Annotated in this window: 26 protein-coding genes and 1 tRNA gene; 13 read left to right on the top strand and 14 right to left on the bottom strand. The window is 58.9% G+C overall.

The window, feature by feature from the left end; translation table 11 throughout:
- The 4 genes from J0X15_RS16230 to phnG are packed head-to-tail and all read right to left on the bottom strand — an operon-like array spanning position 1 to position 3,210.
- Positions 1-933 (bottom strand): alpha-D-ribose 1-methylphosphonate 5-phosphate C-P-lyase PhnJ, encoded by a 933-nt coding sequence (locus J0X15_RS16230; protein ID WP_206942907.1) that lies wholly within the window; start codon positions 931-933, stop codon positions 1-3.
- Positions 930-2,066, bottom strand: coding sequence for a carbon-phosphorus lyase complex subunit PhnI (locus J0X15_RS16225; RefSeq protein ID WP_206942906.1), 1,137 nt, complete (start codon positions 2,064-2,066; stop codon positions 930-932). The genes J0X15_RS16230 and J0X15_RS16225 overlap by 4 nt, the downstream gene beginning before the upstream one ends.
- A 5-nt stretch (positions 2,067-2,071) precedes the next feature.
- On the bottom strand, positions 2,072-2,707 hold the full coding sequence (gene phnH / locus J0X15_RS16220) for a phosphonate C-P lyase system protein PhnH (RefSeq protein ID WP_206942904.1): 636 nt from the start codon (positions 2,705-2,707) through the stop codon (positions 2,072-2,074).
- Entirely contained in the window at positions 2,707-3,210 is a 504-nt protein-coding gene (gene phnG / locus J0X15_RS16215; protein ID WP_408015350.1) for a phosphonate C-P lyase system protein PhnG, read from the bottom strand. Before phnG ends, phnH begins: the two co-directional genes overlap by 1 nt.
- A gap of 114 nt (positions 3,211-3,324) precedes the next feature.
- Here phnG and phnF point away from each other — a divergent pair, with 114 nt between their 5' ends.
- Positions 3,325-4,065 carry a phosphonate metabolism transcriptional regulator PhnF gene (phnF, locus tag J0X15_RS16210; protein ID WP_206942903.1) on the top strand — a complete coding sequence of 247 codons (741 nt, stop codon included), beginning with the start codon at positions 3,325-3,327 and terminating at the stop codon, positions 4,063-4,065.
- Positions 4,066-4,085: 20 nt separating this feature from the next.
- Here the strand turns inward: phnF and J0X15_RS16205 are convergent, their stop codons facing one another.
- Positions 4,086-5,636, bottom strand: coding sequence for a CYTH and CHAD domain-containing protein (locus J0X15_RS16205; protein ID WP_206942900.1), 1,551 nt, complete (start codon positions 5,634-5,636; stop codon positions 4,086-4,088).
- Positions 5,637-5,880: 244 nt separating this feature from the next.
- Positions 5,881-5,965 (bottom strand) — tRNA-Leu (locus tag J0X15_RS16200).
- A gap of 206 nt (positions 5,966-6,171) precedes the next feature.
- On the opposite strand from J0X15_RS16200, the gene J0X15_RS16195 reads away from it, so the two are divergent.
- The 4 genes from J0X15_RS16195 to J0X15_RS16180 all read left to right on the top strand — a co-directional run bounded on the left by J0X15_RS16195 (position 6,172) and on the right by J0X15_RS16180 (position 8,072).
- Positions 6,172-6,750: a YqaA family protein gene (locus J0X15_RS16195; protein WP_206942898.1), complete on the top strand. Its 579-nt coding sequence runs from the start codon at positions 6,172-6,174 to the stop codon at positions 6,748-6,750.
- Between the two features lie 8 nt (positions 6,751-6,758).
- The gene (locus J0X15_RS16190; protein WP_206942896.1) at positions 6,759-7,271 is read left to right on the top strand and encodes a disulfide bond formation protein B; all 513 of its coding nucleotides are present in this window, start codon (positions 6,759-6,761) and stop codon (positions 7,269-7,271) included.
- Complete coding sequence (locus J0X15_RS16185; protein WP_206942893.1) at positions 7,268-7,546, top strand: hypothetical protein; 279 nt, start codon at positions 7,268-7,270, stop codon at positions 7,544-7,546. Before J0X15_RS16190 ends, J0X15_RS16185 begins: the two co-directional genes overlap by 4 nt.
- Before the next feature lie 91 nt (positions 7,547-7,637).
- A complete protein-coding gene (locus J0X15_RS16180) occupies positions 7,638-8,072 on the top strand; it encodes a metallopeptidase family protein (RefSeq protein WP_206942891.1) in 435 nt (144 codons plus the stop codon).
- Positions 8,073-8,130: 58 nt separating this feature from the next.
- Here the strand turns inward: J0X15_RS16180 and ppa are convergent, their stop codons facing one another.
- Entirely contained in the window at positions 8,131-8,661 is a 531-nt protein-coding gene (gene ppa / locus J0X15_RS16175) for an inorganic diphosphatase (RefSeq protein ID WP_206942889.1), read from the bottom strand.
- A gap of 156 nt (positions 8,662-8,817) precedes the next feature.
- Here ppa and J0X15_RS16170 point away from each other — a divergent pair, with 156 nt between their 5' ends.
- Positions 8,818-9,402 (top strand): hypothetical protein, encoded by a 585-nt coding sequence (locus tag J0X15_RS16170; RefSeq protein WP_209015397.1) that lies wholly within the window; start codon positions 8,818-8,820, stop codon positions 9,400-9,402.
- A 45-nt stretch (positions 9,403-9,447) separates the two neighbouring features.
- On the opposite strand, the gene J0X15_RS16165 is transcribed toward J0X15_RS16170, so the two are convergent.
- A complete protein-coding gene (locus tag J0X15_RS16165) occupies positions 9,448-9,966 on the bottom strand; it encodes a GNAT family N-acetyltransferase (RefSeq protein ID WP_209015396.1) in 519 nt (172 codons plus the stop codon).
- A gap of 541 nt (positions 9,967-10,507) precedes the next feature.
- Between J0X15_RS16165 and J0X15_RS16160 the strand changes: the two genes are divergently transcribed.
- A complete protein-coding gene (locus J0X15_RS16160; RefSeq protein WP_206942885.1) occupies positions 10,508-10,900 on the top strand; it encodes a DUF2794 domain-containing protein in 393 nt (130 codons plus the stop codon).
- Positions 10,901-11,047: 147 nt separating this feature from the next.
- On the opposite strand, the gene J0X15_RS16155 is transcribed toward J0X15_RS16160, so the two are convergent.
- The 3 genes from J0X15_RS16155 to J0X15_RS16145 all read right to left on the bottom strand — a co-directional run bounded on the left by J0X15_RS16155 (position 11,048) and on the right by J0X15_RS16145 (position 15,285).
- Entirely contained in the window at positions 11,048-11,827 is a 780-nt protein-coding gene (locus J0X15_RS16155; protein WP_206942883.1) for a Bax inhibitor-1/YccA family protein, read from the bottom strand.
- 186 nt (positions 11,828-12,013) lie between these two features.
- The gene (locus J0X15_RS16150; RefSeq protein ID WP_206942881.1) at positions 12,014-14,584 is read right to left on the bottom strand and encodes an ABC transporter permease; all 2,571 of its coding nucleotides are present in this window, start codon (positions 14,582-14,584) and stop codon (positions 12,014-12,016) included.
- Positions 14,581-15,285, bottom strand: coding sequence for an ABC transporter ATP-binding protein (locus J0X15_RS16145; RefSeq protein ID WP_206942879.1), 705 nt, complete (start codon positions 15,283-15,285; stop codon positions 14,581-14,583). Before J0X15_RS16145 ends, J0X15_RS16150 begins: the two co-directional genes overlap by 4 nt.
- A 129-nt stretch (positions 15,286-15,414) precedes the next feature.
- On the opposite strand from J0X15_RS16145, the gene J0X15_RS16140 reads away from it, so the two are divergent.
- The 3 genes from J0X15_RS16140 (at position 15,415) to thpR (ending at position 17,912) form a co-directional block, all read left to right on the top strand.
- Positions 15,415-16,053 carry an arylesterase gene (locus J0X15_RS16140; protein ID WP_231710452.1) on the top strand — a complete coding sequence of 213 codons (639 nt, stop codon included), beginning with the start codon at positions 15,415-15,417 and terminating at the stop codon, positions 16,051-16,053.
- Between the two features lie 53 nt (positions 16,054-16,106).
- Complete coding sequence (locus J0X15_RS16135) at positions 16,107-17,159, top strand: NADP(H)-dependent aldo-keto reductase (protein WP_206942877.1); 1,053 nt, start codon at positions 16,107-16,109, stop codon at positions 17,157-17,159.
- Between the two features lie 216 nt (positions 17,160-17,375).
- The gene (gene thpR, locus J0X15_RS16130) at positions 17,376-17,912 is read left to right on the top strand and encodes an RNA 2',3'-cyclic phosphodiesterase (RefSeq protein ID WP_206942875.1); all 537 of its coding nucleotides are present in this window, start codon (positions 17,376-17,378) and stop codon (positions 17,910-17,912) included.
- 17 nt (positions 17,913-17,929) lie between these two features.
- Here the strand turns inward: thpR and J0X15_RS16125 are convergent, their stop codons facing one another.
- On the bottom strand, positions 17,930-19,129 hold the full coding sequence (locus J0X15_RS16125; RefSeq protein ID WP_206942873.1) for a glycosyltransferase family 4 protein: 1,200 nt from the start codon (positions 19,127-19,129) through the stop codon (positions 17,930-17,932).
- A 75-nt stretch (positions 19,130-19,204) separates the two neighbouring features.
- Here J0X15_RS16125 and J0X15_RS16120 point away from each other — a divergent pair, with 75 nt between their 5' ends.
- On the top strand, positions 19,205-19,993 hold the full coding sequence (locus J0X15_RS16120; RefSeq protein WP_206942872.1) for an alpha/beta hydrolase: 789 nt from the start codon (positions 19,205-19,207) through the stop codon (positions 19,991-19,993).
- 6 nt (positions 19,994-19,999) lie between these two features.
- Here J0X15_RS16120 and J0X15_RS16115 read toward each other — a convergent pair whose 3' ends face one another.
- Positions 20,000-20,653: a DNA-3-methyladenine glycosylase family protein gene (locus J0X15_RS16115; protein WP_209015395.1), complete on the bottom strand. Its 654-nt coding sequence runs from the start codon at positions 20,651-20,653 to the stop codon at positions 20,000-20,002.
- 128 nt (positions 20,654-20,781) lie between these two features.
- Here J0X15_RS16115 and gluQRS point away from each other — a divergent pair, with 128 nt between their 5' ends.
- Both gluQRS and J0X15_RS16105 read left to right on the top strand, forming a co-directional pair.
- Positions 20,782-21,690 (top strand): tRNA glutamyl-Q(34) synthetase GluQRS, encoded by a 909-nt coding sequence (gene gluQRS / locus J0X15_RS16110; RefSeq protein WP_206942870.1) that lies wholly within the window; start codon positions 20,782-20,784, stop codon positions 21,688-21,690.
- A gap of 343 nt (positions 21,691-22,033) precedes the next feature.
- Positions 22,034-24,034, top strand: coding sequence for a putative bifunctional diguanylate cyclase/phosphodiesterase (locus J0X15_RS16105; RefSeq protein ID WP_206942868.1), 2,001 nt, complete (start codon positions 22,034-22,036; stop codon positions 24,032-24,034).
- On the opposite strand, the gene J0X15_RS16100 is transcribed toward J0X15_RS16105, so the two are convergent.
- Positions 24,026-24,988 carry an AEC family transporter gene (locus J0X15_RS16100; protein WP_206942866.1) on the bottom strand — a complete coding sequence of 321 codons (963 nt, stop codon included), beginning with the start codon at positions 24,986-24,988 and terminating at the stop codon, positions 24,026-24,028. The two genes, J0X15_RS16105 and J0X15_RS16100, sit on opposite strands and share 9 nt — an antisense overlap.
- Positions 24,989-24,992: the final 4 nt, after the last annotated feature.

Here is a 24,992-nt window from a genome sequence, read left to right as displayed (position 1 = left end):
TTATGCCCGCTCCTCGCCTGTCGAAGCCAGGTGACTGGCTGCCGGGTCGGCTGCCATCTCGCCCAGATGCCCATGGGACCGGCGGTCTTCACAATGGTCGCTGTCAGAGCAGACAAACATCCGTCCGCCCTTGTCATCAAGGATCACTTCGTCGAGGTAGACATTTTCCGCGCCACACAGGCCGCAGGGCTTTTCGAACTTCTGCACCTCGAACGGGTGATCGTCGAAGTCGAGGCTCTTGACCTTGGTGTGCGGCGGAATGGCGTAGATACGCTTTTCACGACCGGCACCGAACAGCTGCAAGGCGGCCATCTCGTGCATCTTTGGATTGTCGAATTTGGGCGTGGGCGAGGGATCCATCACATAGCGATCGTTGACTTCCACCGGATAAGCGTAGGTTGTCGCGATGTGGCCGTTGCGGGCGATGTCCTCGTAGAGCTTCACATGCATCAGACCGTATTCGGCGAGCGCATGCATTTTTCGGGTTTCGGTTTCGCGCGGCTCGAGGAAGCGCAAGGGCTCGGGGATCGGCACCTGATACACCAGCACCTGATCCTCGGTGAGGAGGGCTTCCGGAATGCGGTGGCGGGTCTGAATGATGGATGCTTCGCTGGTCCGGGTGGTGGTTTCGACGCCGGCGGTCTTTTCAAAGAAGCCACGGATCGAGACGGCATTGGTCGTGTCGTCCGAGCCCTGATCTATGACCTTCAGCGTGTCATCGGCGCCGAGGATGGCTGCCGTCACCTGCACTCCGCCAGTGCCCCAGCCGTAGGGCATGGGCATCTCGCGGGAGGCAAAAGGCACCTGATAGCCGGGCACGGCGATGCCTTTCAGGATGGCGCGGCGGATCATGCGTTTGGTCTGTTCGTCCAGATAGGCGAAGTTGTAGTGGCCTTCATCGGGCGACGTTGCGGTGTCCGGATGGGCGCTCATTCTGCTGCCTCCTGTTCCTTGGTCTCGCTCAGGCCGAGGTCTTCATCGCGTTTTTCGCGCGCTGCAAACCACTCCTTGCGCATGCGGCGGACCAGGTCGAGCTCGGCCTGGAAGTCAACGTAATGCGGCAGCTTGAGGTGTTCGACGAAGCCGGTGGCCTGAATGTTGTCAGAGTGGGAGAGCACGAATTCCGCGTCCTGAACCGGAGCGGTGCATTCCTCGCCAAGCTCTTCCCAGCGTAGGGACCGATCGACCATCGACATGGCCATGGCCTTGCGTTCCACCTGCCCGAAGACGAGCCCGTAACCGCGGGTGAACTTCGGCGGGGTCTTGGCCGAGCCGTCGAACTGGTTGACCATCTGGCACTCGGTCAGCTTGATCTCGCCCAGGCTGACGGCAAATCCCAGCTCTTCGGCGAAGAATTCGACTTCCACCGCGCCATAGCGGATTTCGCCGGTGAAGGGGTGAGTGCGCCCATAGCCGCGCTGGGAGGAGTAGGCCAAGGCCAGCAGAAAGCCTTCGTCGCCGCGGGCCAGATTCTGCAGGCGCAGGTCCCTGTCGGCGGGGAAGGACAGGGGCTCGCGGGTCAGATCGCCGACAACATCATCCTCTTGCGGAAGCGGATCGGTTTCCATCAGGCCTTCGTCTGACAGCAGGTCCGTAACGCGGGGCATGGGGCCTTCGTCGATGGCTGCGGTCTCGACGGCGTCCAGCGGGGCTTCGCCTTCTGCTGCCAGGGTGAAATCCAGCAGCCGGTGGGTATAGTCGAAGGTCGGGCCCAGCAGCTGGCCGCCGGGCAAATCCTTGTAAGTGGCGGAAATGCGCCGTTCGACAAGCATGTTGGCCGTGTCCAGGGGCTCGGAGTAACCGAAGCGCGGCAAGGTCGTGCGATAGGCCCGGATGAGGAACGCGGCCTCGATCAGATCGCCACGGGACTGCTTGATGGCAAGCGCGGCCAGCGCTTCGTCATAGAGCGAGCCTTCGCCCATGACACGGGCCACGGAGATCGCCAATTGTTCGGCAATCTGGTCGATGGTGAGGGCCGGCACGTCGGTTCGTCCGCGCCGCTGCTTGGCCAGTAGTTTGTGGGCGTTGCGGATGGCCTTTTCGCCGCCTTTGACAGCTACATACATTTGGCTCAGGCCTCCGTTTTCGTGATGCGGGTGGAGCGGGGAACAGTCGCAAAGCCTGTCGCTCCGGCGAAGATCACATCGACCCCTCGGGGGAACTGGGCGTTGTTGGCAGTGAGCTGGTCCCAGAACATGGGCTGCAGCGGTGCTGCGCCGAAGGGTTGCGAAGTCTTGATGCCCGGGCCTTCCAGGGTGACTTGCGCTGCGGCGTCCAGTGTCTGCATGTGCATGAGCAAAGTGGTGGAGCGGTCCGGATATTCCAGCGTGCCCTGATTGAAATTGCTCAAGGGCATCAGCGCTGCCGGGTCGCCGATCAGAGCGAAGGCAGCGTCGCCAGGCGTTTCGGCCAAAGGGGCGCCGGTGTGGAACTTCAGGTATCCTGCAACCGCCGGATTTTGTGCCAGGGCTGGGTCGAGCCAAATGGGAGTGTCGTAGTCGATCAGAGTGAGCGCCAAGGCGGCAAGCGTCCGCGACAGGGGTGTCGGCGGGGCGATTGTCTCGTTGGCATAAGCTTGAATCGTGCCGGGACGCGCCATCGTCTGCATCAAGGCGCGAAAACAGCGCTGGGCATCATGGACCGGATCGGCAAAACCGGGCGCGAGAGCGGCTGTGAGCGACGGTGTGGCGGCGTGTGGTGCGACCATCAGTCGTCTCCTCGAACCATGGTGAAGAAGTCGACCTTAGTGGCTGCGGTTTCTGCCTTTACCAGATGGCGGGCGGCATCACGCATCTCGGCCAGAGGCGTGATGATCATGCTGTCAATCACGACCGTGTGGGCCGGATGCTGCCAGAGCGCGTCACAGAGTGCGGCGTTTCGAGTGTGCTGCTTGTTGCGGCCAAGGGTGTAGGCGCTGCCGACCTCTCCTGATGACAGACGGACAACGCAACGGGTGACGGTGACTTCTCCCAGATTAAACGGGCTGCCGGTGCCACCCATGCGACCGCGCGCCATCACCAGACCCGTCTCAGCTGGACGAACAATCTCGTGTGCGGTGGAGACCGGCAAAGCGTCGACCATCTCGGTCAGCTGGGCCGGGTCCGCACTGGCAAGCAGCGCCATGGCCTGTTGTCTTGCGGTCTTCGGCGTGGAAGGTGGTGTCGGCTTGGGGCCGGATGCCATCTTGGCTGATTCTGAGTGGGGATCCATGGTGTCGCTTCCGCTGGGCAGGTCAGTTCGAGCTTGATCAAATCAGGTAATTGTCTATTTGTATAGACGAATAACTGTGTTGACACTCTGCTACCGAGGTTTGATGACAAGGGCATGACGCAGCAGGTTAAAATCGATCGCGGAGCGGGCATCTCCCTCTGGCGGCAAATCGCCGAGTGGCTGAAGGCAGAAATCGCCTCGGGCACCTATGCCAAGGATGCACGGGTGCCGACGGAGGCCGAAATTGCCGCTCGTTTCGACGTCAACCGTCATACGGTTCGGCGCGCCATCGCGGCATTGACCAACGACGGAATTTTGCGCGCCGACCAGGGGCGGGGGACGTATGTTGCCTCCACGCCTTTGGCGTATCCGATCAGTCGGCGCACGCGATTTTCTGAAATCGTCTCGGCGCAGGACAAGACCCCCACGGGGAAGATGACCGCTGCTGCGGAGGAAGAGGCTGATGCGTTGATCGCGACCCAGCTGGGCGTCAACATCGGGACGCCGCTGTGGCGGATCGGCACGTTGCGGGTGGTCGATGGATTTCCGGTTCTGGTGTCGACGAGCTGGCTGGAAAAGGCGCGGTTTGGCAACCTTCCGGAGATCTATGACGCCAGTAATTCCTTCACTGAGTGCATGAAACAGGCCGGTGTGACCGACTACACCCGCAAGAGTACAAAGGTGACGGCCGAGCTGATCGAGCCCTCGGATGCGATACAGCTCGGCCTTGGCGAAGGCCAGCCGGTACTTGTGGTGGAGAGCGTCAATGTGGGGCCGGATGGCCAGCCAGTGCAATACACCCGCTCTCGCATGGCCGCCGACCGAATTCAGCTGGTGATCGAGAACGACGGCTGACGTCGGTCACGCAGGGAGTGCTACTTCCACACGGGCTTCGTGGCTTCAAGATTTTGCCAGAGCTCCTGGGCGCGCTGCCATTTGCGGTCTGAGCGTGCCTTGTGATGGGCCAGGCAGTATCCGGCGGCGAAGGCGCTTTCGGGCTCCAGGTCCGGCACATGGTCCAGAAGGCGCTCTGCCATTGCCACGTCATTCAGATAACCGAAGACGTTCTGCAGTTTTCTCAGCTGTCTCAGATAGGGTTTCAGTTTCGGCTGCGGATAGAGCGATCCGAAGAATTCCAGGCCATACCGTAGCTTCTTCAGCGCCTTGCGCATTTCGTGGCGCTCGGGAATGTCGAGGTCATCCAATCGATCACCGTAGGCGATCACCTTCTTCCACTGTTTTGCCAAAGCCTCATTGGCGAAGGTTTCCAGCGGTTGGTTCCACCGCTCTTGAATTGATGAAGAGGCGGTTTCTCGCCATCCCCGCAGGGATAGATATGCCGTCAGAGCCAGCAGAAACCGGTTCCAGTGGGATTGGTGCAGCCTGTCCACCAGCAGTTGATGCGCTTCATCGCGCTGAGCAGCCAAAGTGGTGAGGAGGGCAGCGCAGTTCAGCGATCCGGGCAGGGCCTTTTCGACGGGCGCGACGATATCGAGCTGCAGGACGTCGAGATTTCGCACTGTCTCGACAGAGGCAGCCAGTTCTCGGGCTTCGTCAGCCAGTCCTGCCGCCCAGGGGTCGTCAACCAGCAGCGGACGGAAAAGCCGGAAGGCGGATCGCAGGCGGCGCAGGCCAACGCGCAGTTGGTGCGGCGCTTCAGTGCCGTTTTCTTGGAGAACTGCCAGCCGGTTGTCGGACACCTGGGTCAGGCAACTCGACAGGATCGCCACAAAAGCGGTCTCGGTACTGCGGCTTGGCTTCAGTTTGATGGTGTCGGCGCGCCTGACGGCACTCTCCGCGGGTGCGCCGGTGACGAAGCGAAAGCCACGTTCAGACTTGTTGTAAGGCGAAAACCGGAAGGGAATGGATCCGGCGATCCACTCGGCAGCGGAAAACAGCGCTTCGGGAGAGCCGGACTGTAATTCCAGCTCCAGCTCGGCCAGAGGGGTCCGGTCTTGCCCGGCGACGATTTCGCCACTGTCAAAGGCCACCTCGATGCAGGTCTCGTCGTGGGCGGTAATGGTGCGGGTGGTGCGCTCGATTACCGTTTCGAAGGCTGGAAGCAGAGGTTTCCCTGCCAGTGCGTCCACCAGCACCGCGAGGGCTTTCGGGTCGTCGATGCAGGCGAGGTCGAGGCCACGGCCCGTGACCGGTCGCTCGATCTCGATGGCTCTGGAAAGCCCCCCGGTCACGCCTGTGCCCAGCTTCAGTGTCTGGACGAATTGATCTGGAGCAATCTCGCGCACACGCAGCGAAATTCTGCGCTGGCGCAAAGCCTGATCCGGCGTGTCAAAATAGAGCGACTTCAGCCACTTGATCTGCGGCTCGCTCTGGCTGAAGCCTTCGGTTGGCACAGCGCATTTCATCCGCTCCAGAGCCTCAGGGGAGACTTCCAGCTTGAGTTCTATTTCCCGTTCTAACGTCATGGCGAAAGCCTAATCCAGCGGAGGGAAGCCTGTCCAGATAAAGCGCACGGATTGCATTTTACCGGGCCAAGGCGGCCTCAATTTTCAAGCGTTGGCCAGCAGATCTCAAAGCCCGCCTGCTGCCCAAGCACTCATCGCACAGGTTCTTGACGGGAAGGCGAAGGGAAGGGGGATTTCGGGGGATACGGCAAGCAGAAGAGCCCTAAAGCAAGAGGGCTACGGAACTACTTGAAATTTGGAAAAATGGTGCCCCCCGCCGGAATCGAACCGGCACTCCCGAAAGAATCGGATTTTGAATCCGACGCGTCTACCAATTCCGCCAGGGGGGCTGAAAGGCAGGCGCGATAATACCGAGGCAAAGCCTTGCGTCAATCCTCTTCGCGTCTGAAGCCGTCTTGTACAGACGCCTGTGCACAGCTCTTGAGGCGCAGGCATGAGGATTTGCAGGGTACCTTGCCGGTTTTCGCCAGTCCATCGAGACGTTTACCAAGGATTCCTGATGACAAGCTGCGGTTGACAAGCTAAGGCATTCCGCATGTTGCGACGTCTTTATAACTGGACCTTGTCCCTTGCCGCCGGACCTCGCGCGCCTTATGCGCTGGGCGCCGTTTCGTTCATCGAAAGTTCGGTCTTTCCGCTACCGCCGGATCTGCTGCTGGTGCCGATGGTCATCGCGCGCCGCGATAAGGCGTGGTTTTACGCGGCCCTGTGTACGGTGATGTCCGTGCTTGGCGGTGTTCTTGGATATGCCATCGGCATGTTCCTGTTTCAGCAGGTGGCAGAACCTATCCTCGCCTTCTATGGCAAGCTGCATTACTTTGAGGAATTCAGCGGGATTTTCACCGAATACGGCTGGTGGTTCGTGTTTTTCGCCGGCATCACACCCTTTCCCTACAAGGTGATCACCATTGCCTCGGGGGCGGCCGGGCTCAGTCTGCCGATCTTCATCGTGGCCAGTGTTGTGTCGCGAGGCTTGCGCTTTTTCATCGAGGCGGCCCTGCTCTACTTCTTTGGTCCGCCCATTCGTGATTTCATCGAAAAGCGCCTCGGTCTTGTTTTCACCGTCTTCGTGGTGTTGCTGGTCGGTGGATTTGCCGCACTGAGATTGGTTTGAACATCGGAATGCTACGAAACTTGAAGCCACTTCACGTTATCGCGTTGTTGTTTGTCGCTGCGATGGCGGTTATCGGAACGGCGTGGGGATTTCAGCTTATTGGCGGCTATGTTCCCTGCAAGCTCTGTCTGCAGCAGCGTATCCCTTATTATGTCGCGATGCCGTTTATGGCCTTCGCCTTCGTCATGCAGCGGCAAGGCAAGAGCATGATGGCGCTTTCCTGTCTGGTGTTCGTTGGGATTGTCTTTGCCTATGGCTCGGGACTTGGCGCATATCAGGCGGGTGCGGAATGGGACTTCTGGGCCGGGCCGAATGATTGCGGTGGCGGATCCGGTCCGACGACCAATGTTGCGGACATGTTGAGCGGGTTGAAGAGTGTGCGCATCGTGTCGTGCACGGAAGCAAGCTGGCGGCTGTTGGGGCTTTCGTTTGCTGGTTGGAATGCGGTTGCCTCGTTCGGGCTGGCGCTTCTGGCGCTTCTTGCCGGCGCCCTCTGCGTACGACGCAAAGGGCGGTCATGAGCGACAACAAGAATCGCGATCGGGTCGAGCGGACCTCCGAAGCGGACGCCCGGCGCGCGCGCGCCTTTCGTGATCTCGACCGTGTGGCGGCGGAAAGCGAGACGATCGGCAGCTCGACTTTCGTGCGCATGGCCAAACGGGCTCAGGATCATCTCGGGGCTGCCGACAAGGCAAAGACCGATCCGGTGGAGATCTGGGCGACGCGGATCGGCAGATCCGCCGGGTTGATCTTCGCCCTGGGTCTGCTTATCCATCTTTTTCTGACATACTTGTAAGTGGCTGCGGCTTGACCGCACACTAAACTGTTGGTCTCGTCGCGCTCCAGGCTGCGTTGCGACGGGGCTCTGTGCAAACCGGGAACTCTTTATGGCCTCTATCCATCCGCCACGGTCGAATGCTTGGGCTGATCGGCGTGCACCTGATCTGGCTGCCTTCGAGGCCATGGCCAGCGAAACCCTGGCGCAGCTCCCGCATGAGTTCCTGTCCCGCTGTGGGCAGTTACAGGTCACGCTGGCAGACTTCGCGCCGGATGATCTGCTGGACGCGATGGGGATCGAGGACCCGTATGAGCTGTTGGGAATTTTCGAAGGCAGCCCTTTCACCGAAGAGGTGTCTTCGCTGGTCAGCAGCCAGATGCCCAATCGGATCTGGCTGTTTCGACGCGCCATTGTCGACTACTGGGCCGGTGGCGACGAAAGTCTGGGTGAAGTCGTCGCCCATGTGCTGATCCATGAGATCGGCCATCACTTCGGCCTGTCGGATCAGGATATGGAACGCATTGAGGCCGCGGTCGAACGCTGACAAGCGCTTCTCCGCGGCCTCCAGGCCATCTCACATCACATGCAGTAAACTTTGCCGATTAGGCCGTTTTTGCGCGTTCGATGGATTCAAGAATAAGCCGCTTTGCGGTTTCCACGCCTTCGATGCCGCTGACCTTCACCCATTTGCCGGGTTCCAGATCCTTGTAGTGTTCGAAGAAGTGCTTCACCTGCGCGATGGTGATGTCCGGCAGATCGGAAACGTCGTGGACGTTGTCATAGCGCTTGCTGAGCTTGCTGGACGGTACCGCGAGAATTTTTTCGTCCTGGCCGCTTTCGTCTTCCATCATCAGAACGCCAATCGGGCGGCAGCTCATGATGGCGCCCGGCACGATCGGGCGTTGGTTGACGACGATGACGTCGATCGGGTCGCCGTCACCACACAGGGTGTGCGGCACAAAGCCGTAGTTGCCGGGGTAGCGCATCGGCGTGTACAGGAAGCGGTCGACGTACATGGCGCCGGCGTCCTTGTCCATTTCATATTTGATCGGCTCGCCGCCGACCGAAACTTCAATGATGACGTTGATGTCTTCAGGCGGGTTCTTGCCGATCGGCACCGCATCAATACGCATGCTGCTTGACTCCTTTGAGCTGTCCGTGGGTCTATTACAGTCAGAATGATCGAGTGCAAGCCTTTATTGCTGCAATGCAACTTTACGATGAATGTTCTCAGCCTTTCAGGCGTAGATCTGAGGTGCTGAAAGCAGTCGGGTGGGGACCCATTCATAATGTCTTTTGCAAAACATCCGTTTCCCAAGCTTCCGGCTGCCTGGCTGTTCATCCCGGTGTTCTTCGGCTCTGGTCTTGGCGCTCAGGCCCAGGACATCGACAGCGTTTATACCAAGATTATCCTGGAGACCTGCCGCTCTCTGGCGATGGCAAGTGAGGAAAGCACCTTCGGGGGATCCTGGAGCTGCGATGGGTATCGTGGAACGCCTGTCAGCGTGGCGGAAGGCGATCTGCGTATGTTTGTTTCCTTCGGTCCTGGAGCTGCAAAAGAGCCTGCAGTGAACCAGACCCTTTCAGGCTTCAATACGATAGGCGAAACGCTGGAATGGCGCCTGCGGGACGGTGTGGCCTTTGCCACCATTTTGCGGTGGCATGTCAGTGCTCAGGATGGCCGAAACCCGGGGCAGGTTCTGGTCGTGACCCAGTTGGTGCCAGGCGCGACCTGCCAGATTGCCAGGGTCGATGCGCAGGCCAACCGCAATGCCAATGCTTTGGCGCGTGAGGCGGCTGATCGACTGGCTGGCAACACGAGCTGTGAAGAGCCGCCTAAGATCCTCGGCAAGGCAAGTGATTTTGTCTGGTAGAGCGCAGCAAGACAAAGAGAGAAATGCCATCATGTGGCATGCGGGTTATCGGGTGTCACCGGGCCAGGCATAGATCGACAGGTCGTGGGTGGTGTCGCCACTGCGGTAGCTGGAGGAGGCGGCAAGTTTTCCGCCAAGCGCACGGTAGAAATTGCGGGCAGGCTGGTTTTCACTCAGAACCTGAACCGCAAGCCCGTTGTGGGGTTGTCGGGCTGCCAGATCCTTGCGCACAGCCAGAAACAACTGCCGCCCGAACCCCAATCCCTGATGGTCGGGACGAATGTAGAGTTCGTAGATCTCGCCGCCCTCAGGCAAGGCGCTTAGCCGGCTGGTGCCGAAAGTGGCGTAACCAGCGGGTTTGCCCAAGACTTCGAGGACTGTGATGTTGACGCCGCGGTGCAGGGCGCCTTGCCACCAGTCGGCCGTGCGGCGTGCCACAAGGCGCTGCAATTCGACGCCCTGAAGCAGGCCTTGATAGGCGCCATACCATGCCAGCGCATGGATCTCGGCCAGATCGTGACAGTCGCTCTGCGTGGCCGGCCGCACATCGACATGATCGGTCATCATCCGGGAAGGATACACAGGCGCTCGCGCTCAAAACAAGCGGAATTAAAACGTCTGATCGGTTGGTGATGTTCTTAGGGAAGGGCAATCAGATGGGGGGATCAAATCGGGTGGCGGCAGATGTGCAGGAGAGTGCGCGGTTGGAACATCGGGCCTGAATAGGAAAAGGGCCGGCGTTAGCCGGCCCTTCAGTTGCCCTGATGTATACTCAAGTACCTTACCTGACATTCTCAGGCCCCAGGGGGCTGGGGGGCTAGTGCGTTCCGGAGCCGAGTTCGTCAGGCTCACCAGGGTATGAGTGTAATATGGGCGGCCAAAATGGCTGGTGATTGGCTGGAATGCGGCAGAAAAGAGATTTTTTGTTTCTCACTTTTGGGCAATTCGCCCTGGTGAAAATGCACCCGTTTGGAGCCTGTCGATGGCTAAATCCGCCGGGGACTTGCGGAGTGTGTTGCTTAGATGACAAACTGGGTTGATGCGGTTGGCAACGGACGCTTCTGTCATGGAGCTCCAGGTGCGGCCGGGTTCGCGAGGAGGCTGAATGAGCGAGACGGAAAACGGATCGTCCCAGGAGAGCAATCGGGCCGTGGTGAGTGTCACCAGCACCCAGCCCTCACCACCAGTCCGACCGTTGGTGGCTTTCAACCGACAAGAGCTGAACACCATTCTTCGGCTTTACGGACGGATGGTCGCGGATGGCGAGTGGCGTGACTACGCCATCGACCTGATGAAGGAAAAGGCGGTGTTTTCCGTCTTCCGCCATACTTCGGAGATGCCACTCTACCGGATCGAAAAAGATCCGAAGATGGCACGGCGACAGGGTGCGTTCTCAGTGGTGGCTGCGGGAGGTTTGATCCTCAAACGAGGCCATGACCTGACGCAGGTGCTGAGGGTTCTGGAGAAAAAGAAACATCTTCGGGTGGTCGACGCCTGAGCGACAATGGACCTGGATCGACGGCCTTGTGCTGGATGGCGCTTTGGACCGCTTTGAAGAAGACCGTCTTGAAATCTGAAACCGCGCAAAGAAAAAGCCCGGTCCTGAGACCGGGCTTTCTTGTTTCTGGCTGGCGCCTCGGGGCGCTTAGTCGCGGTTGCCGAAGAGCTGCAGCAGCATCAGGAACATGTTGATGAAGTCGAGGTACAGACGCAGGGCGCCCATGATGGACTTCTTCATGGAAGCTTCTTCACCGTCGCCGTGGAAGTACATTTCCTTGATCTGCTGTGTGTCATAGGCGGTGAGGCCAGCAAACACGAGCACGCCGATCACGGAGATCGCGAACTGCAGGGCAGAAGAGCCCAGGAAGATGTTGACGATCGACGCGATCACGATACCGATCAGGCCCATCATCAGGAAGGAGCCCATGCCCGACAGGTTCTTCTTGGTGGTGTAGCCGAAGAGGCTCAGACCAGCGAAGGCTGCGGAGGTGATGAAGAACACCCGAGCAATGGATCCGCCGGTGTAAACCAGGAAGATCGAGGACAGGGAAATTCCCATGACCGCCGCATAGACGAGAAAAGTGGTGCGGGCTGCCGATGCACTCATGGACTGAATGCGGAAGGACAGGAACATCACCATGCCGAGCGGTGCGAGCATCACGACCCACTTCAGTGGCGAGCCATACAGCGTCGCGCCGAAGGATGTCAGGTAGCTGTTACCGATCTGAGCGACTGCCTGGCTCGGGTCCTGGGTGACTGCAAGGAATACAGTGCCCAGAGCGAAGAGGCCAGTGAGGGCCAGGCCGAACGTCATGTAGTTGTAAACGCCCAGCATGTAGCTGCGCAGGCCCTGATCGATTGCCGCGTCGGCGCGGGTGCCGGCCACCGAATACGAAGTGTCAGGGTTTCGGTTGAAGGTCGACATTCCAGATCCTCTCAAGATTAGAATTAGGGCGCTTGTCGCCCAAAAAATAATTCATATCGAATATGGGGAACTTGTTCCCGCCTCACAAGGTCTTGGGAGCAATAAACCAATCGGGTCCTGACGAATCTTTGATTTAATGGCCGCTTCCTTAAGGATCGTTAACTATTGTCGCGGTTTTTGACTGATTTAGAGGTTCCTCAACACGCTGGCGGGCTTTTCTCCCAAGACCTTCCAGGTGCCGATTAGTCCAAAACCGACGGTAAAGGCGAGAGCGAGCCCGACGGCCATGACAGCCGTGCCGGGAAGAAAAATGAAGCTGCCCTGCATGATTTCGGTGATGACGAACCATGCGGCGAGACTGCCGGCGATCAGCGCGAAGACTGCTGTGGCCAAGCCGATGAGAGCGTATTCCAGAGAGTAGGCGAGGATCAGCTTGACCCGGGTGGCGCCGAGGGTCTTGAGGATGACCGCGTCGTAAATCCGGCTGCGGTGTCCGGCGGCGAGTGCGCCGGCCAGAACCAGAATACTGGCGATCAGAGTGATCGAAGAGGCGCCGCGAATGGCCAGGGCGAGCTGAGCGACCAGATCGTTGACCTGGTTGATGGCGTCCTTCACCCGCACAGTGGCAATGGTCGGGAAGTCCCGCGCCGCCTGCCGCAGGATCTCCAGGTCCTTTTCTTCCGGAACGTCCTCATCCCATCCTAGTGTCATGAGGAAGGAATGCGGAGCGCCAGCGAAGGTGTTGGGCGAGAAAACCATGACGAAATTGATCGCCAGGGACCGCCATTCGACGTCGCGCGCATTGGCGATTTCGGCGGTGATCTCGCGGCCGAGCACGTTGACCTTGATCTTGTCGCCGATTTTCAGCCGCAACTCGCGCAGGGCTTCGTCCTCAAAGGATACAAGTGGTGGACCGGAATAGTCAGGCTCCCACCAGGTGCCTTGTGTCAGTTTGGCGTTTTCTGGCAGATCCTGCTCATAGGTGATGCCGCGGTCCCCGCGCAGCACCCAGCCTGACCCTCCGGAGGTGTCGTAGTCGCTTGCCGGAATATCGTTCAAAGAGACGATCCGCCCTCGCAACATCGGGACAGTGTCAATGTTGGCTGTGGGGGCATTCTTCCGCAGCATGGCTTCAAACGCTTTCTGCTCGTGACCTTGTATGTCGACGAAGAAGAAACTGGGAGCCTGGTCGGCAATTGTTGCTGTCAACTCCCGACGCAGGTTGCCATCGATCAGCGCAAGCGAGGCGAGCAATGTCAGGCCTAGACCGAGAGAGAGCACGATGGATGGGGTCAGTGCTCCAGGGCGGTGGATGTTGCCGATGGCCAGGCGAAGTGCGGTGGAGCGTACCGGTGGCATAGCTCGGGCCAGACGCATGATCGCCACGGAAATCAGCGACAGCAGCACCAGCGCTACAACTGCGGCACCGACATAGATCGCAGCGATCCATTTGTCATAGGACAGCAGTACCGCGATGCCTGCCAGCAGCAGCACGGTGACCAACGTGGCGATCTGGTATCTGCGGCGCGGTCGGGTCTTGGTGCCGAAGCCGGGGTCGCGAAGCAGTGCGGTCGGCGGGACATCATGCGCTTGTCCCAAAGGCCAGAGGGCAAAGGCCAGAGCGGTGAGGAAGCCGAAGAGAACGCCCAGGCCTAGCTCGGAGGGGTAGATGCCAGCAACCAACTGGACCGGTAGCACGTTTTGCAGAGCCAGACTGGCGAGGAAAGGCAGGCTGGCGCCAATCAGCAAGCCGATGGCAACGCCGATACCTGTCAGGGCCAGAATTTGCAGGAGATAGACCTGAAAGGCGAAGGTGCCTGTGGCGCCAAGGCACTTCAGACTGGCTATGACCTGACGCTTGGTTTCCAGGAACGCCCGGATCGCATTGGCGACACCGACCCCGCCGACGACGAGAGCGGTGAGACCGACAAGGCTGAGAAACTGGGCGAAACGCTCGATGCTGCGTTGCAGACCGGGTGCTGCATTGGCGCGCGAGCGGATCCGCCACCCGGCTTCCGGCTGTCGGTCACGGGCAGTCTCGACCGCTTGTCGCAAGTCTGTGTCCGACAACTGGTCCGCGAGTTTTATCTTGTAATGCCATTGTACAAGACTGCCGGGCTGGATCAGACCGGTGTCGGGCAAGGCTGCGCTGGAAATCATCAGGCGCGGGCCGAATTCCATCCCGCCTGCCAGCTTGTCTGGCTCTCGGGCAATTGCTGCGCGGACTTCCACTTGTGTGCGGCCGATAGACAGCATGTCGCCGCTTTTCAGGCCCAGTCTGTTGAGCAGAGCAGTGTCGGCGACAGCCCCCCAAAGTCCGGCCTCATTGCGCGCAAGGCTCTCAGCCAGAGTGCCGCCGTTTGCCAGCTCCATCTCGCCGTAGAGTGGGTAGGCACCGTCGATGGCCTTCAGTTCAATCAGCAGCTGATCGCTATCGTCTGTCGTGCGGGCCATGGCGCGCATGGTTGCGCTTTCAGAAACCTGACCCAGGCCGCTCAAATAGGTGCTCTCTGCCTCGCTCACCTGTCGGTGGACGATGGAAAAGGACATGTCGCCACCTAGGATCGCCTGGCCTTCCTGCGAGATCCCTTCGGTCAGAGAACGCGACAGCGAGGTGACGCCGGTGATTGCCGCTACGCCAAGCGCGATGCAGGTCAGGAAAATATAGAAGCCACTCAGGCCACCGCGCAGCTCGCGCCAGGCAAACCGCATGGCAAGGCGGAGGCCGCTCGGGGCGGCTGGGGAAAAGCTGTTCATGCCAGCTGGTCCTGCAGTGCCTTGCTGGGTTCTTCAATCTCGCCGGAGCGGACGCGTATCACCCGGTCGCATTGTTCCGAGAGGTTGAGGTCGTGGGTGACCAGTACCAGTGTCATGCCGCGGTCGCGCTGGGCAGAAAACATCAGATCGATAATCTGCTTGCCGGTGGTTTCGTCGAGATTCCCGGTCGGTTCGTCGGCTATCAGAATTTCTGGTTGAACAACGAGAGCACGCGCCACGGCAACGCGCTGTTGCTCGCCCCCGGACATCTGGGAGGGGTAGTGGTTGAGGCGATGGGCGAGGCCAACGGCCTCAAGCTCTCGTTTCGCCTTGGCAAAGGCAGCTGAGTCACCAGCGAGTTCCAGCGGAACGGCGACGTTTTCCAGTGCTGTCATGTTGGGGATCAGATGAAACGACTGAAAGATGATGCCAATGTTGCGGCCCCGGAACTGGGCGAGAGCGTCTTCGCTCAAAGGCTGCAGCGCGTGACCGGCAACAGTGACATCGCCTTTGTCGGCGCGTTCCAGACCGGCCATGACCATCAGGAGGGTGGATTTTCCCGACCCTGAAGGTCCAACGAGCCCGACGGAGGAGCCGGATTCGATCTTCAGATCAATTCCTTTGAGAATGTGGACCCTGCCGGCGCCGTGTCCGAGGCTGAGATGAACGTTTTTCAGGTCGATTGCCGGCTGATTTGCCATTCTTATCCCAATCTGGTCGTGAAGTTGCCGCTGTTGCGGCCCCATTCCTGCGGCAATATCTTGCCTGACGGGCTCCCGCGACCATATGGGGTCTGACTGCTGCTGATCCAGAGGCGAGGCGAAGGCAAAATGTATCGAAATTGTACCATGCGCATGAGCGCACTGTTTGCGGGCCTGTTGCTGATGACGGTTTCCAGTTGGGCCGAACCGCTGAAACTTGTCGTCTTTGGCGACAGTTTGACAGCTGGTTATCAGCTAGCACCGGAGGACGCTTTTCCGGTTCAATTGGAAAAAGCGCTGCAGGCGAAGGGGCTTGATGTCAGCGTTACCAACGCCAGCGTTTCCGGTGATACCACGTCCGGCGGGCTGGCTCGGCTCGACTGGTCGGTGGGCGAGGATGTCGACGCGGTGATCGTCGAACTGGGCGCCAACGACATGCTGCGCGGCCTGCCACCGGAGACCACCCGCAAGAACCTGAGCGAAATCGTCAGCCGGTTGAAAGCAAAAGGTGTGGAGGTGCTGGTGGCCGGAATGATGGCCCAGCGCAACCTCGGCGAAGGGTTTGCCGCAAGTTTTGACGGCATTTTCCAGGATATCGCTACGCAAAATGACGCGGTTTATTATCCGTTTTTCCTCGAGGGCGTGGCATTGGACCCGGCGCTGAACCTGGCAGATGGCATGCATCCGAACGGCGAGGGGGTTTCTGTTATTGTCGACAATATGATACCAGTCATCGAGACTCTTCTCTCGCGGGCGTCTGCTTCCTAAGGCAGCCCGCTTTTCATCATATCCGGAATTTTACAGCCTAAAGGACACTCCTTATGGATTACCGCCGTCTTGGCCGCACCGACCTGAAAGTCAGTTCCCAGTGCCTGGGAACGATGACCTGGGGTGAGCAAAACTCTGAGGCCGAAGGCCACGACCAGATGGATTATGCCATCGACAAGGGCATCAACTTCTTTGATGTCGCCGAACTTTATCCGATCCCGCCGAAGCGCGAGACCCAGGGGCGGACCGAGCGCGTCATCGGAACATGGTTCAAGGAGCGGAGCAGTCGCGACAAGGTCATTCTCGCCACCAAGGTGGTCGGCCGGACCGATATGGACTGGTTCCGCAAGGACGGCTCCAAGCCGCGTCTGGATGCCAAGAACATTGAGGAAGCGGTTGAGCAGTCGCTGCGCAATCTGCAGACAGACTACATCGACCTGTATCAGATTCATTGGCCGGACCGGAACACCGGTGGCTTCGGCTCCAACCCGACGCGCTGGAAAGATGTTGAGCCGGCTGCCGATGAAGTGCCGATTGCCGAGACGCTGGAGGTGATGGACAAGCTGGTGAAGGCGGGCAAGGTGCGCCACATCGGTCTGTCCAACGAGAGCGCCTGGGGCACCATGACCTACGTCAAGGAAGCCGAGACCAGGGGTCTGCCGCGCGTCGCTTCCATCCAGAACGCCTACTCTCTGGTGAACCGGACGTTTGAAGTGAACCTGGCCGAAGTGGCGCTGCGCGAAGATGTTGGGCTTCTGGCTTATTCCGCACTGGCTCAGGGGTATCTGACCGGAAAATACCGCAACGGGGCGCGTCCTGCGGGCGCACGAAAGACCTTGTTCGAACGTCTCTCGCGCTATGAAGGCGTGGGTGCCGATGAGGCCATGGAAGCTTATTTTAAGCTGGCTGAAGAGGCCGGGCTTGATCCGGCCCAGATGTCACTCGCATTTGCGGAAAGCAGATCGTTTGTTACGTCTCTCATCATCGGAGCGACGAAAATGGACCAGCTGAAGACCGATATAGATGCTTCCGAATTGAAGCTGTCAGATGACGTGCTGGACCGGATCGACGAGATCCATCAGCTGACCGGAAACCCTTGCCCGTAAGGCTTGCGGACTGACGACAACGAAAGGCCGGCTTGTTGCTGGCCTTTTTTGTTAGGCGGATGAGAATCAGCTTGGAGCGTTCATGCGCGTGTCGCTTTTTGCAGGATGTCTTTCGACTGAAGTTTTCGAATGCAGCCAGAGGGTTAGGGAAATCTCTTGCAGAGCAGCAAAAATTCGATTCCTGTTGAAGTCATCGGTATCAGCAGGGGGTGACCCATGCCACGACTATTCACAGGGCTTGAGCTGCCGGCACAGACCGGAATGATGCTTTCCATGCTCCGGGGCGGCTTGAAGGGTGCGCGCTGGATCGATCCCGAGAATTACCACATCACCTTGAGGTTCATTGGCGACATCGACGACCGAACGGCCGACGAAGTGGTCAATGCGCTGGATCGTATCCGGCGAGACCCGATTGAAATCCAGCTCAACGGGCTGGGTGCCTTCGGCAATGGCAAGCCGCATGCGGTGTGGGCAAGGGTTCAACCGTTGGCGGCCTTGGCAGAGTTGCAGGCGGAGCAGGAACGTATTCTGCAGCGGCTGTATCTGCCGCCGGAGCGGCGCAAATTTATGCCCCACGTAACTGTTGCGCGCTGTCGCAGCTCGACGAGCGAGGAGGTTGCCCGTTGGTTGTCGGAACGGGGCAACTTCCAGGCTCCGACCTTTACAGCGGGGAGGTTCGTGCTGTTTTCGGCAAAGTCCAGTGTCGGGGGCGGGCCCTATGTGGTGGAAGAAACCTATCCACTGGCTGCCTGAGCTGGGATTGCGTGCGCTTATAGCAGCTCGGCATAAACCTTGAGCGTGGCCCGACACATGGCTCCCACCGAGAAGTGTTGGCGGGCATGAGCGAGGCCTCTGTCGCAGAGTTCCTGCTTTGCTTGTGGAGGCAAGGCCAGCGCATGCTGGATAGCATCGGCCAGGGCGCCAGCATCTCCGGGGGGAACCCGCCAGCCAGTACGCTGATTGCTTGGCACTTCCGGTGGTGCGAGCACGGTTTCCGGCACTGCGCCAAGGTCTGACACGATCACCGGGACACAGGCGGCTTGCGCTTCGACTGCGGCCCTGCCAAAGGCCTCGGGCTCGACCGAGGCCACGACAGCCAGGTCCGCAAGAGCCAGGGCTGCTGGTACGTCCTGACAGTGGCCGACAAGGCGCACCCACCCACCCAGCCCGTAGCCATCAATCTTTTCCTGCAGCTCTGCCCGGTAGGCATCGCGACCTTGTGCATCACCAGCCAGCAAGACGGTCACCGGTGGCGCGCCTCTGCGGCCCAATTCCCCGGCAGCATCAATCAGGATCTTCTGGCCTTTCCAGGCGGTCAGCCGGGCCATGTTGATGATGACGGGTCCACGCTCTGAAGGGTCGGCTGGAAGATCCCAGGCTTGGGCCAGCGCCTGTGTTCGGTCGGCTGACACCGACCCTGGATGCAGGGCCTCGAGATCGGATCCGCGATGAATGACCCGTAATCGGCCTTCGGCAAAGGGGTGCCGGTCCGTGATCAGTGCTGCTGTGTAGCGGGAGTTGGCAATCACCCGATCACCGCGTGCCATGACCGAGTTGTAGAGGCCTTTCACGGCCGAGGACTGATTGTAAATACCGTGATAGGTGGTGACGAAGGGGCAGTTTTCGGCCCGTGCTGCGCCAAGGGCTGACCATGCCGGGGCGCGGCTGCGCGCATGGACCAGCGCGATGTTCTCTTGCCGAATGAGTTGCTGCAGTCGGTGCTTGTTGGCAAGCAGGGTGATCGGGTTCTTCGATTTGACCGGCAGGGTGATATGTCGGGCGCCAACGGCCTCGAGTTCGGCCACCATCGGGCCGCCCTGACTGACGACAAGTGCCGTTCCGCCTGCGGCCTGAATGGCAGCAGCAACATCAATGGTGGTGCGTTCGGCACCGCCGGTGACGAGATCTGGAATAACCTGCAGGATGACGGGTGCGTTTTTCCGGCGAGGTGTGGCTGCTTTGGCGGACATTCGGGTTTCGCCCTTCTTTTTCCGCGCCGGCTATGTCACATCGGCGTCAGGTGAATTCAGAGACAGAGCCATAGTATGTCCGACCATGATCCGCAATTCCTCGACGTTGGTGATCCGCTGCCCGGTCAAAAGGATTCGTCGCGGCGGATTGCCGTGATGCATCGCCCGGAGACACTACCCGGGCGACCGCAGCTGTTCTGGCTCTCGGGTTTCAAGTCCGACATGATGGGATCCAAGGCCGTCGCCCTGGATGGATTCGCGTGCGAACAGGGTCTTGCCTGTACCCGTTTCGACTACACAGGTCACGGCCAGTCGGGCGGGACCTTTGAGGACGCCTGCGTTTCTGACTGGCTGGAAGATGCGGTTGCGGTTTTCGACCGCCATTGCAATGGGCCGACGGTGATTGTCGGCTCGTCGATGGGAGGCTGGCTGGCGCTGTTGCTGGCCCTGTCGCGTCAGCAGGCGGATATTGTCGGGCTCGTGCTGATTGCTCCGGCGGTGGATTTCACCGAAGAGCTGATGTGGAAGCAGCGCTTCACCGACGAGATCCGCGAGACCATTTTGCGCGAGGGGCGCTGGGCGCAGCCGTCAGCCTATGGCGATGATCCTTATGTGATCACTGCCAGGTTGATCGAGGACGGACGCAAGCACCTGCTGCTCGGCAAGGAGATTGTCACCGGATGTCCGGTCCGTATCCTTCAGGGTGCCAAGGATCCGGATGTGCCGTGGCAACATGCGATGCGGCTGGTGCAGGCCTTGCCTGCGGCTGATGTGACTTTCTCGCTTGTGCCTGATGGCGATCACCGGCTGTCTCGCCCTCAGGACCTTGAGCTGCTGCAGCGTGCCGTAATGGAGATGCTCTGAAGCGTCTCAGACAGGCAGGGTCTCCTGGCCTTGCCGGTCGGCCTTGTACCAGGCCCAGAACAGTCGGGCGGCAATGGCGCGATAGGGTGCCCACTTTCGAGTCAGTGTGATCAGGTCTTTTGCCGGTACCTTTTCGCCCAGGTTTAGGGCGCGACCGACGGCGACCTGAAGCGCCAAGTCTCCAGTCGGGAAAATATCCGGGTGGCCGGCGCAAAACAGCAGATAAACATCGGCAGTCCATGGGCCGATTCCAGGCAGAGCGCAGAGGTCCGCATGGGCCGTTTCTGCCGGTCGATTGGCCAGGGCTTTGAGGTCAAGCCCGTCCAGGCAGGACTGGCTGAGAGCCCGCAGTGTCTTCAGCTTCGCCCGGGAGAGGCCCAGTCCGAGCAACTCTTCATCTGACAGGGCCTGAAAGCCGGACGGTGTGAGCGGAGAGGTTGCCGCTACCAGACGGCCAAATATGGCGGCGGCGCTGGCAACACTCACCTGTTGACCGACAATTACCTGAGCGAGACCGGCAAAGTCAGGCTGCCGACGCCGAAGCGGCAAATCTCCGGCCACTTCTGCAACAGGTGCAAGCGCTGGATCGAGTTGCAGAAGAGCCGCAAGCCCCCCGCGCAGATCCGTGTCTGTCTCAATGATCTTCAGGGGCTGGCTCATTCGGTCGTCTCAGGGTTTTTGGTCTTTGCAGAAAGAGGTGATAGGACGAAAATCGCGTTCCGCCCAGCCGGGTATTACCTGTCGGGCAAGAGATCGCTTGAAATCCGTCTTTTTGGGTCCGGCCAGCTTTGACCAACACACTCCCCTGCTTCCGATTTGCGCCATCTCCGAACGGGCACTTGCATCTGGGGCATGCATTGTCCGCCCTCCTGAATGGCCAGGCGGCGCAGGCAACGGGTGGAAAGCTTCTGCTGCGGATCGAGAACATCGATACGGTTCGTTGTACAGCGCGGCTTGAAGCGGATCTTCTGGAGGACCTTGCCCGACTGGGACTGCGATTTGAGGCAGAGGTCTGGCGGCAGTCGGATCGGTTTTCTGTATATGGCGAAGCCTTGAACCGGTTGGAAGCGTTAGGGGTGACGTATCGCGCGTATCTGACGCGGGCGGAGATCAGGCGCCATGTGGCGTCGCAGGAGTCATCAAGCGTTTCTTGGCCACGAGATCCGGATGGCGCACCGCTTTATCCGCGCGATGAGCTGGTGCTGAGTGGCTGCGAGATTGCACGACGGCGTGCCGATGGAGCGCCGTTTGCGCTCCGGCTGGATATGGCAGCAGCGCTTTCTTTGGTGAACCGTCCGCTTTTCTGGTGGGAAGGCGCTTCGGAGTTCGACGCTCGGGCAGCATTGCTTGCAGCTTGGGACGAGGGGCAGCTGATTGAAGCCGATCCGGCAGCCTGGGGGGATGTGGTTCTTGCCCGCAAGGATTGCCCGACCAGCTATCATGTCTCTGTTGTTGTCGACGACGCTGCGCAAGAGGTGACCGATGTCATTCGGGGGCGGGATCTTTATCATGCGACGTCGGTGCATCGGCTTTTGCAGGAGCTCCTAGGTTTGCCGGCTCCACGATATCGGCATCACCGGCTGATTGCGGCAAACGATGGCATGAAGCTGTCCAAGTCTTCTGGATCGCAGAGCCTTCGGGAGCGGGATTTTCAAATTTCTGAAATCTATTCCATTTTGGACTTAGTTGATAGATGATAATATCATTGTAAAAAATCACATTAATACTTCAATAAACAGATTTTTTGAAGCTTTAGTGAATTGTACATTTTAAAAACCTAATCTTCTGCAGGTCTGATTGTGGGGTTAAGGACTTTCTCTACTTCAGGTGGCGTGGCTTACTTCGGTTTTTGAGCGGTATCAGCTCTTCAGCTGAAGTTGCCTGTTTGCGGCGACTGCAAGATTGACGGGAAAGCGCTCTATTATGCCAAATTTTTCACGGGCCGTCCGAAGAACACGCCGTATCCTTGGTCGCGTGTTTGTCCGTTCGACGCTTTATATTGCTATCGTCCTGTTGGCTCTTTCAGTTCTCAACGGATTCGTGAGTTATCTTAATTCTACAAAGAAATTTGAGGCGCAACTGGTTGAGGACGCCTCCCATCATGCACAGGTTCTCATCAATCTGAGCCGCGGACACATCGTAGATTTCGACTGGAGCGAAATCCGCAGGCTTGCTCGCGGCATGACATTCGATACGCAGGTCGTTGGCGTCGATGTCTTCGACGCTTCGGGCGAGAGCTTTTTGCGTGACAAGCTGCGTCCGATCACCAGCCCGGAGATCCTGCAGTCGGTTTATGAAAATGGGCAGAGCAGCAAGATTGAAGATGCGGAAACACTCACCTGGTACGAACCTGTCATTGTCAGCTCTGAGGTCTCTGGTGTTGTCGCTATCGTCGTGACCAAGCAAGGATTGGCAGAGGCCAGAGCTGAAATCATTCAACAGTCCATTCAGACTACTTTGTTGATTTTCTTGTTCTTCTTACCAGTTGCAGCATTTTTGCTTTACCGCACGACCAAAGGCATCAGCACGGTCACCGTTGCGGCGAATGAGGCAGCTCAGGGGTTTCTGGATCCACATTTCAAGACTGACAGTGGTGGAGAAGTCGGAGAACTTCAGACTGCCTTCCGGATGATGGCTCAAAATCTCCAACGCACAATCATGCGGATCGAGCATCTCGCCAATGTGGATCACATAACTTATCTGCCCAATCGGCTGAAGTTCGGCAATGTAGCGAACAAGAAAATCGATCAGGTTCCAGGTGCCAAAGGGGCGATGCTTCTGGTCGATCTGGATCGCTTCAAATCGATCAACGACATGTACGGCCACGAAGTGGGCGACCGCTTGCTTTTGATGGTTTCGGAGCGTCTAGGATTGCTGTTTGAGCGGGCGGTGAAAGATGGACTGGACACCAAGCCGTTCCTGTCGCGTTGGTCGGGAGATGAGTTCGTCGTTCTGCTTCCCAACATTACGGACACTGACATCGTCAATGCACTGGTTGAGGAGATCCTGCGCGAGCTGAGACGCCCGCTCCGTGTCGACAATCTGAATTTGAAGGTCAGAGGGTCGGTCGGGGTGGCGATGTACCCGGAGCACGGAGAAGCGTCTGACGAGGTTTTGAGAAGCGCAGACATGGCAATGTTCGCGGCGAAGCAAAGCGGTCGCGACCGGATGGTCGTCTACAATCAGGCTATCCGCAATGCAGCGGAAGAGCGTGAGACCATCGAGAAGCATCTGCGTGAAGCACTGAACCACAATGAATTGCAGGTCTATTATCAGCCCAAGGTGGATCTGAAATCAGGCCGCATCATCGGTGCCGAGGCGCTGTTGCGCTGGCACAATCCGGAGCTTGGCAATGTGTCGCCGTTCCGTTTCATTCCAATGGCGGAAGAATGCGGATTGATGTCATCGATTGGCGAGTTCGTGCTTCAACAATCCCTGACAGATATGCAGCGTCTGAGCCTGGAAGGTTTCCGGCAGAAAATTGCCATTAATGTCTCGCCCGTGCAGTTTCAGGCGGATTTTTTCACGGATCGGACGCTTGGATTGCTCGGGGAAAGTGGGTTCCCGATGGATCAGATCGAGCTTGAAATTACTGAATCCGCGCTGGGCGCCTCAGCCGAAAGCGTGCGCCAGCAGATGATGCCGCTTAAAGAGGAAGGTGTGTCTTTTGCCATAGATGATTTCGGTACCGGTTTTTCCAATCTCGGCACACTGACATCTCTGCCATTCGACACGCTGAAGATCGACCGGTCCTTCGTCATGAACATCGGCGAGGACGAGAACAGGCGTGGAATGATTCAGGTCATTCTGTTGCTAGCACGGCAGCTGAAGATGCGCACTGTGGCCGAAGGCATCGAGACGGACCTGGAGCATGATTTTATGCGCGAGCTTGGCGCGAACATCGGCCAGGGCTATCTCTGGAGTCCACCAGTGCCTTATGACAAATTCCGTGAAATGGTGATCAAGGCTGACGCAACGGCCAATCTGGCAGCAACGAGCAAAGGGTTGGACATCCAGCGAACCGGCACCTCATCAGCCTGACCACATGTGCAGGAAACTGCCCCACATGCCTGTTGTGAGCACGGCAAAGAGGGTGGTCAGGGTGATCGAGTTGGACGACATGGCGTGGCCGGTGCCGTATTTGTTGGCAAAGATATAGGCGTTGACGCCGGTCGGGCAGGCGGCGGTCAAAGTTGCGACGGACGTCCAGAGCGGCGACAGGTTGAAGACGAAAGCCCCCAGGCAAAACACCAGAGCCGGCATTACCGCGACCTTCAGGCTGCTGAGCAGAATGCCCGGTATCAGGTTTCCACGAATGCCGTAGGCTACCATGCTCATGCCAAGAGAGAGCAGGGCCACAGGCAGCGCCGTCCCGGCAATTCTTTCCAGTACATCCTTCAAGATGCCGGTGACGGGCAAGCCGAAAAGGCGCCAGACAACGGCGGCGAGCAGGCCGATGACAATCGGGTTGGTTGCCAGGCTTTTCAGAACGCTTTTCAGGGTCTGTCGCAGGCTGGATCCTTCTCCTACCCCATCGCTCTGGGCGGCACGCTCCATGATCACGGCAATCAGCACAGTCATCACCGGCAAGTGGATCGACAGGATGAGGAGAAGGGCCGTCATGCCCTCATCGCCATAGACAGCGGACACCAGCGGCAGTCCAACCATCACCGTGTTGGCGAAGGATGAACTGATACCGGCGATAGCGCAGGCGCGGGCGTCACGATGAAACACCTTGCGGATCATCAGCGCGGCAATTGTCCAGTTGATGAAGACACCGCCGAAATAGGTCGCCCACAGAGCCCAAGGGGTTTCTCCTCCCAGATCCACGGTGCTCAGGGTCTTGAAGAGCAACACGGGGATGGCGATCACATAGACGAATTGTCCCAGAGCCTCTCCGACTTCCGGTGACAGAAGTCCAAAGCGCGCAACCAAGTATCCGATACCGATGAGGAGGAAGACCGGGGCGACAATGAAGAGAATTTCCAAAGACATTAGG

The organism is Roseibium limicola (genome assembly GCF_017313085.1).
Taxonomy (GTDB): Bacteria; Pseudomonadota; Alphaproteobacteria; order Rhizobiales; family Stappiaceae; genus Roseibium; species Roseibium limicola.
This window is presented reverse-complemented; position numbering and strand designations above follow the sequence as displayed.

Excerpts from the sequence above, each read along its gene's own strand:
- J0X15_RS16230 (WP_206942907.1), bottom strand. The coding sequence starts at position 933 with ATGAGCGCCCATCCGGACACCGCAACGTCGCCCGATGAAGGCCACTAC.
- J0X15_RS16225 (WP_206942906.1), bottom strand. The coding sequence starts at position 2,066 with ATGTATGTAGCTGTCAAAGGCGGCGAAAAGGCCATCCGCAACGCCCAC.
- phnH (WP_206942904.1), bottom strand. The coding sequence starts at position 2,707 with ATGGTCGCACCACACGCCGCCACACCGTCGCTCACAGCCGCTCTCGCG.
- phnG (WP_408015350.1), bottom strand. The coding sequence starts at position 3,210 with ATGGATCCCCACTCAGAATCAGCCAAGATGGCATCCGGCCCCAAGCCG.
- phnF (WP_206942903.1), top strand. The coding sequence starts at position 3,325 with ATGACGCAGCAGGTTAAAATCGATCGCGGAGCGGGCATCTCCCTCTGG.
- J0X15_RS16205 (WP_206942900.1), bottom strand. The coding sequence starts at position 5,636 with ATGACGTTAGAACGGGAAATAGAACTCAAGCTGGAAGTCTCCCCTGAG.
- J0X15_RS16195 (WP_206942898.1), top strand. The coding sequence starts at position 6,172 with ATGTTGCGACGTCTTTATAACTGGACCTTGTCCCTTGCCGCCGGACCT.
- J0X15_RS16190 (WP_206942896.1), top strand. The coding sequence starts at position 6,759 with ATGCTACGAAACTTGAAGCCACTTCACGTTATCGCGTTGTTGTTTGTC.
- J0X15_RS16185 (WP_206942893.1), top strand. The coding sequence starts at position 7,268 with ATGAGCGACAACAAGAATCGCGATCGGGTCGAGCGGACCTCCGAAGCG.
- J0X15_RS16180 (WP_206942891.1), top strand. The coding sequence starts at position 7,638 with ATGGCCTCTATCCATCCGCCACGGTCGAATGCTTGGGCTGATCGGCGT.
- ppa (WP_206942889.1), bottom strand. The coding sequence starts at position 8,661 with ATGCGTATTGATGCGGTGCCGATCGGCAAGAACCCGCCTGAAGACATC.
- J0X15_RS16170 (WP_209015397.1), top strand. The coding sequence starts at position 8,818 with ATGTCTTTTGCAAAACATCCGTTTCCCAAGCTTCCGGCTGCCTGGCTG.
- J0X15_RS16165 (WP_209015396.1), bottom strand. The coding sequence starts at position 9,966 with ATGACCGATCATGTCGATGTGCGGCCGGCCACGCAGAGCGACTGTCAC.
- J0X15_RS16160 (WP_206942885.1), top strand. The coding sequence starts at position 10,508 with ATGAGCGAGACGGAAAACGGATCGTCCCAGGAGAGCAATCGGGCCGTG.
- J0X15_RS16155 (WP_206942883.1), bottom strand. The coding sequence starts at position 11,827 with ATGTCGACCTTCAACCGAAACCCTGACACTTCGTATTCGGTGGCCGGC.
- J0X15_RS16150 (WP_206942881.1), bottom strand. The coding sequence starts at position 14,584 with ATGAACAGCTTTTCCCCAGCCGCCCCGAGCGGCCTCCGCCTTGCCATG.
- J0X15_RS16145 (WP_206942879.1), bottom strand. The coding sequence starts at position 15,285 with ATGGCAAATCAGCCGGCAATCGACCTGAAAAACGTTCATCTCAGCCTC.
- J0X15_RS16140 (WP_231710452.1), top strand. The coding sequence starts at position 15,415 with ATGTATCGAAATTGTACCATGCGCATGAGCGCACTGTTTGCGGGCCTG.
- J0X15_RS16135 (WP_206942877.1), top strand. The coding sequence starts at position 16,107 with ATGGATTACCGCCGTCTTGGCCGCACCGACCTGAAAGTCAGTTCCCAG.
- thpR (WP_206942875.1), top strand. The coding sequence starts at position 17,376 with ATGCCACGACTATTCACAGGGCTTGAGCTGCCGGCACAGACCGGAATG.
- J0X15_RS16125 (WP_206942873.1), bottom strand. The coding sequence starts at position 19,129 with ATGTCCGCCAAAGCAGCCACACCTCGCCGGAAAAACGCACCCGTCATC.
- J0X15_RS16120 (WP_206942872.1), top strand. The coding sequence starts at position 19,205 with ATGTCCGACCATGATCCGCAATTCCTCGACGTTGGTGATCCGCTGCCC.
- J0X15_RS16115 (WP_209015395.1), bottom strand. The coding sequence starts at position 20,653 with ATGAGCCAGCCCCTGAAGATCATTGAGACAGACACGGATCTGCGCGGG.
- J0X15_RS16100 (WP_206942866.1), bottom strand. The coding sequence starts at position 24,988 with ATGTCTTTGGAAATTCTCTTCATTGTCGCCCCGGTCTTCCTCCTCATC.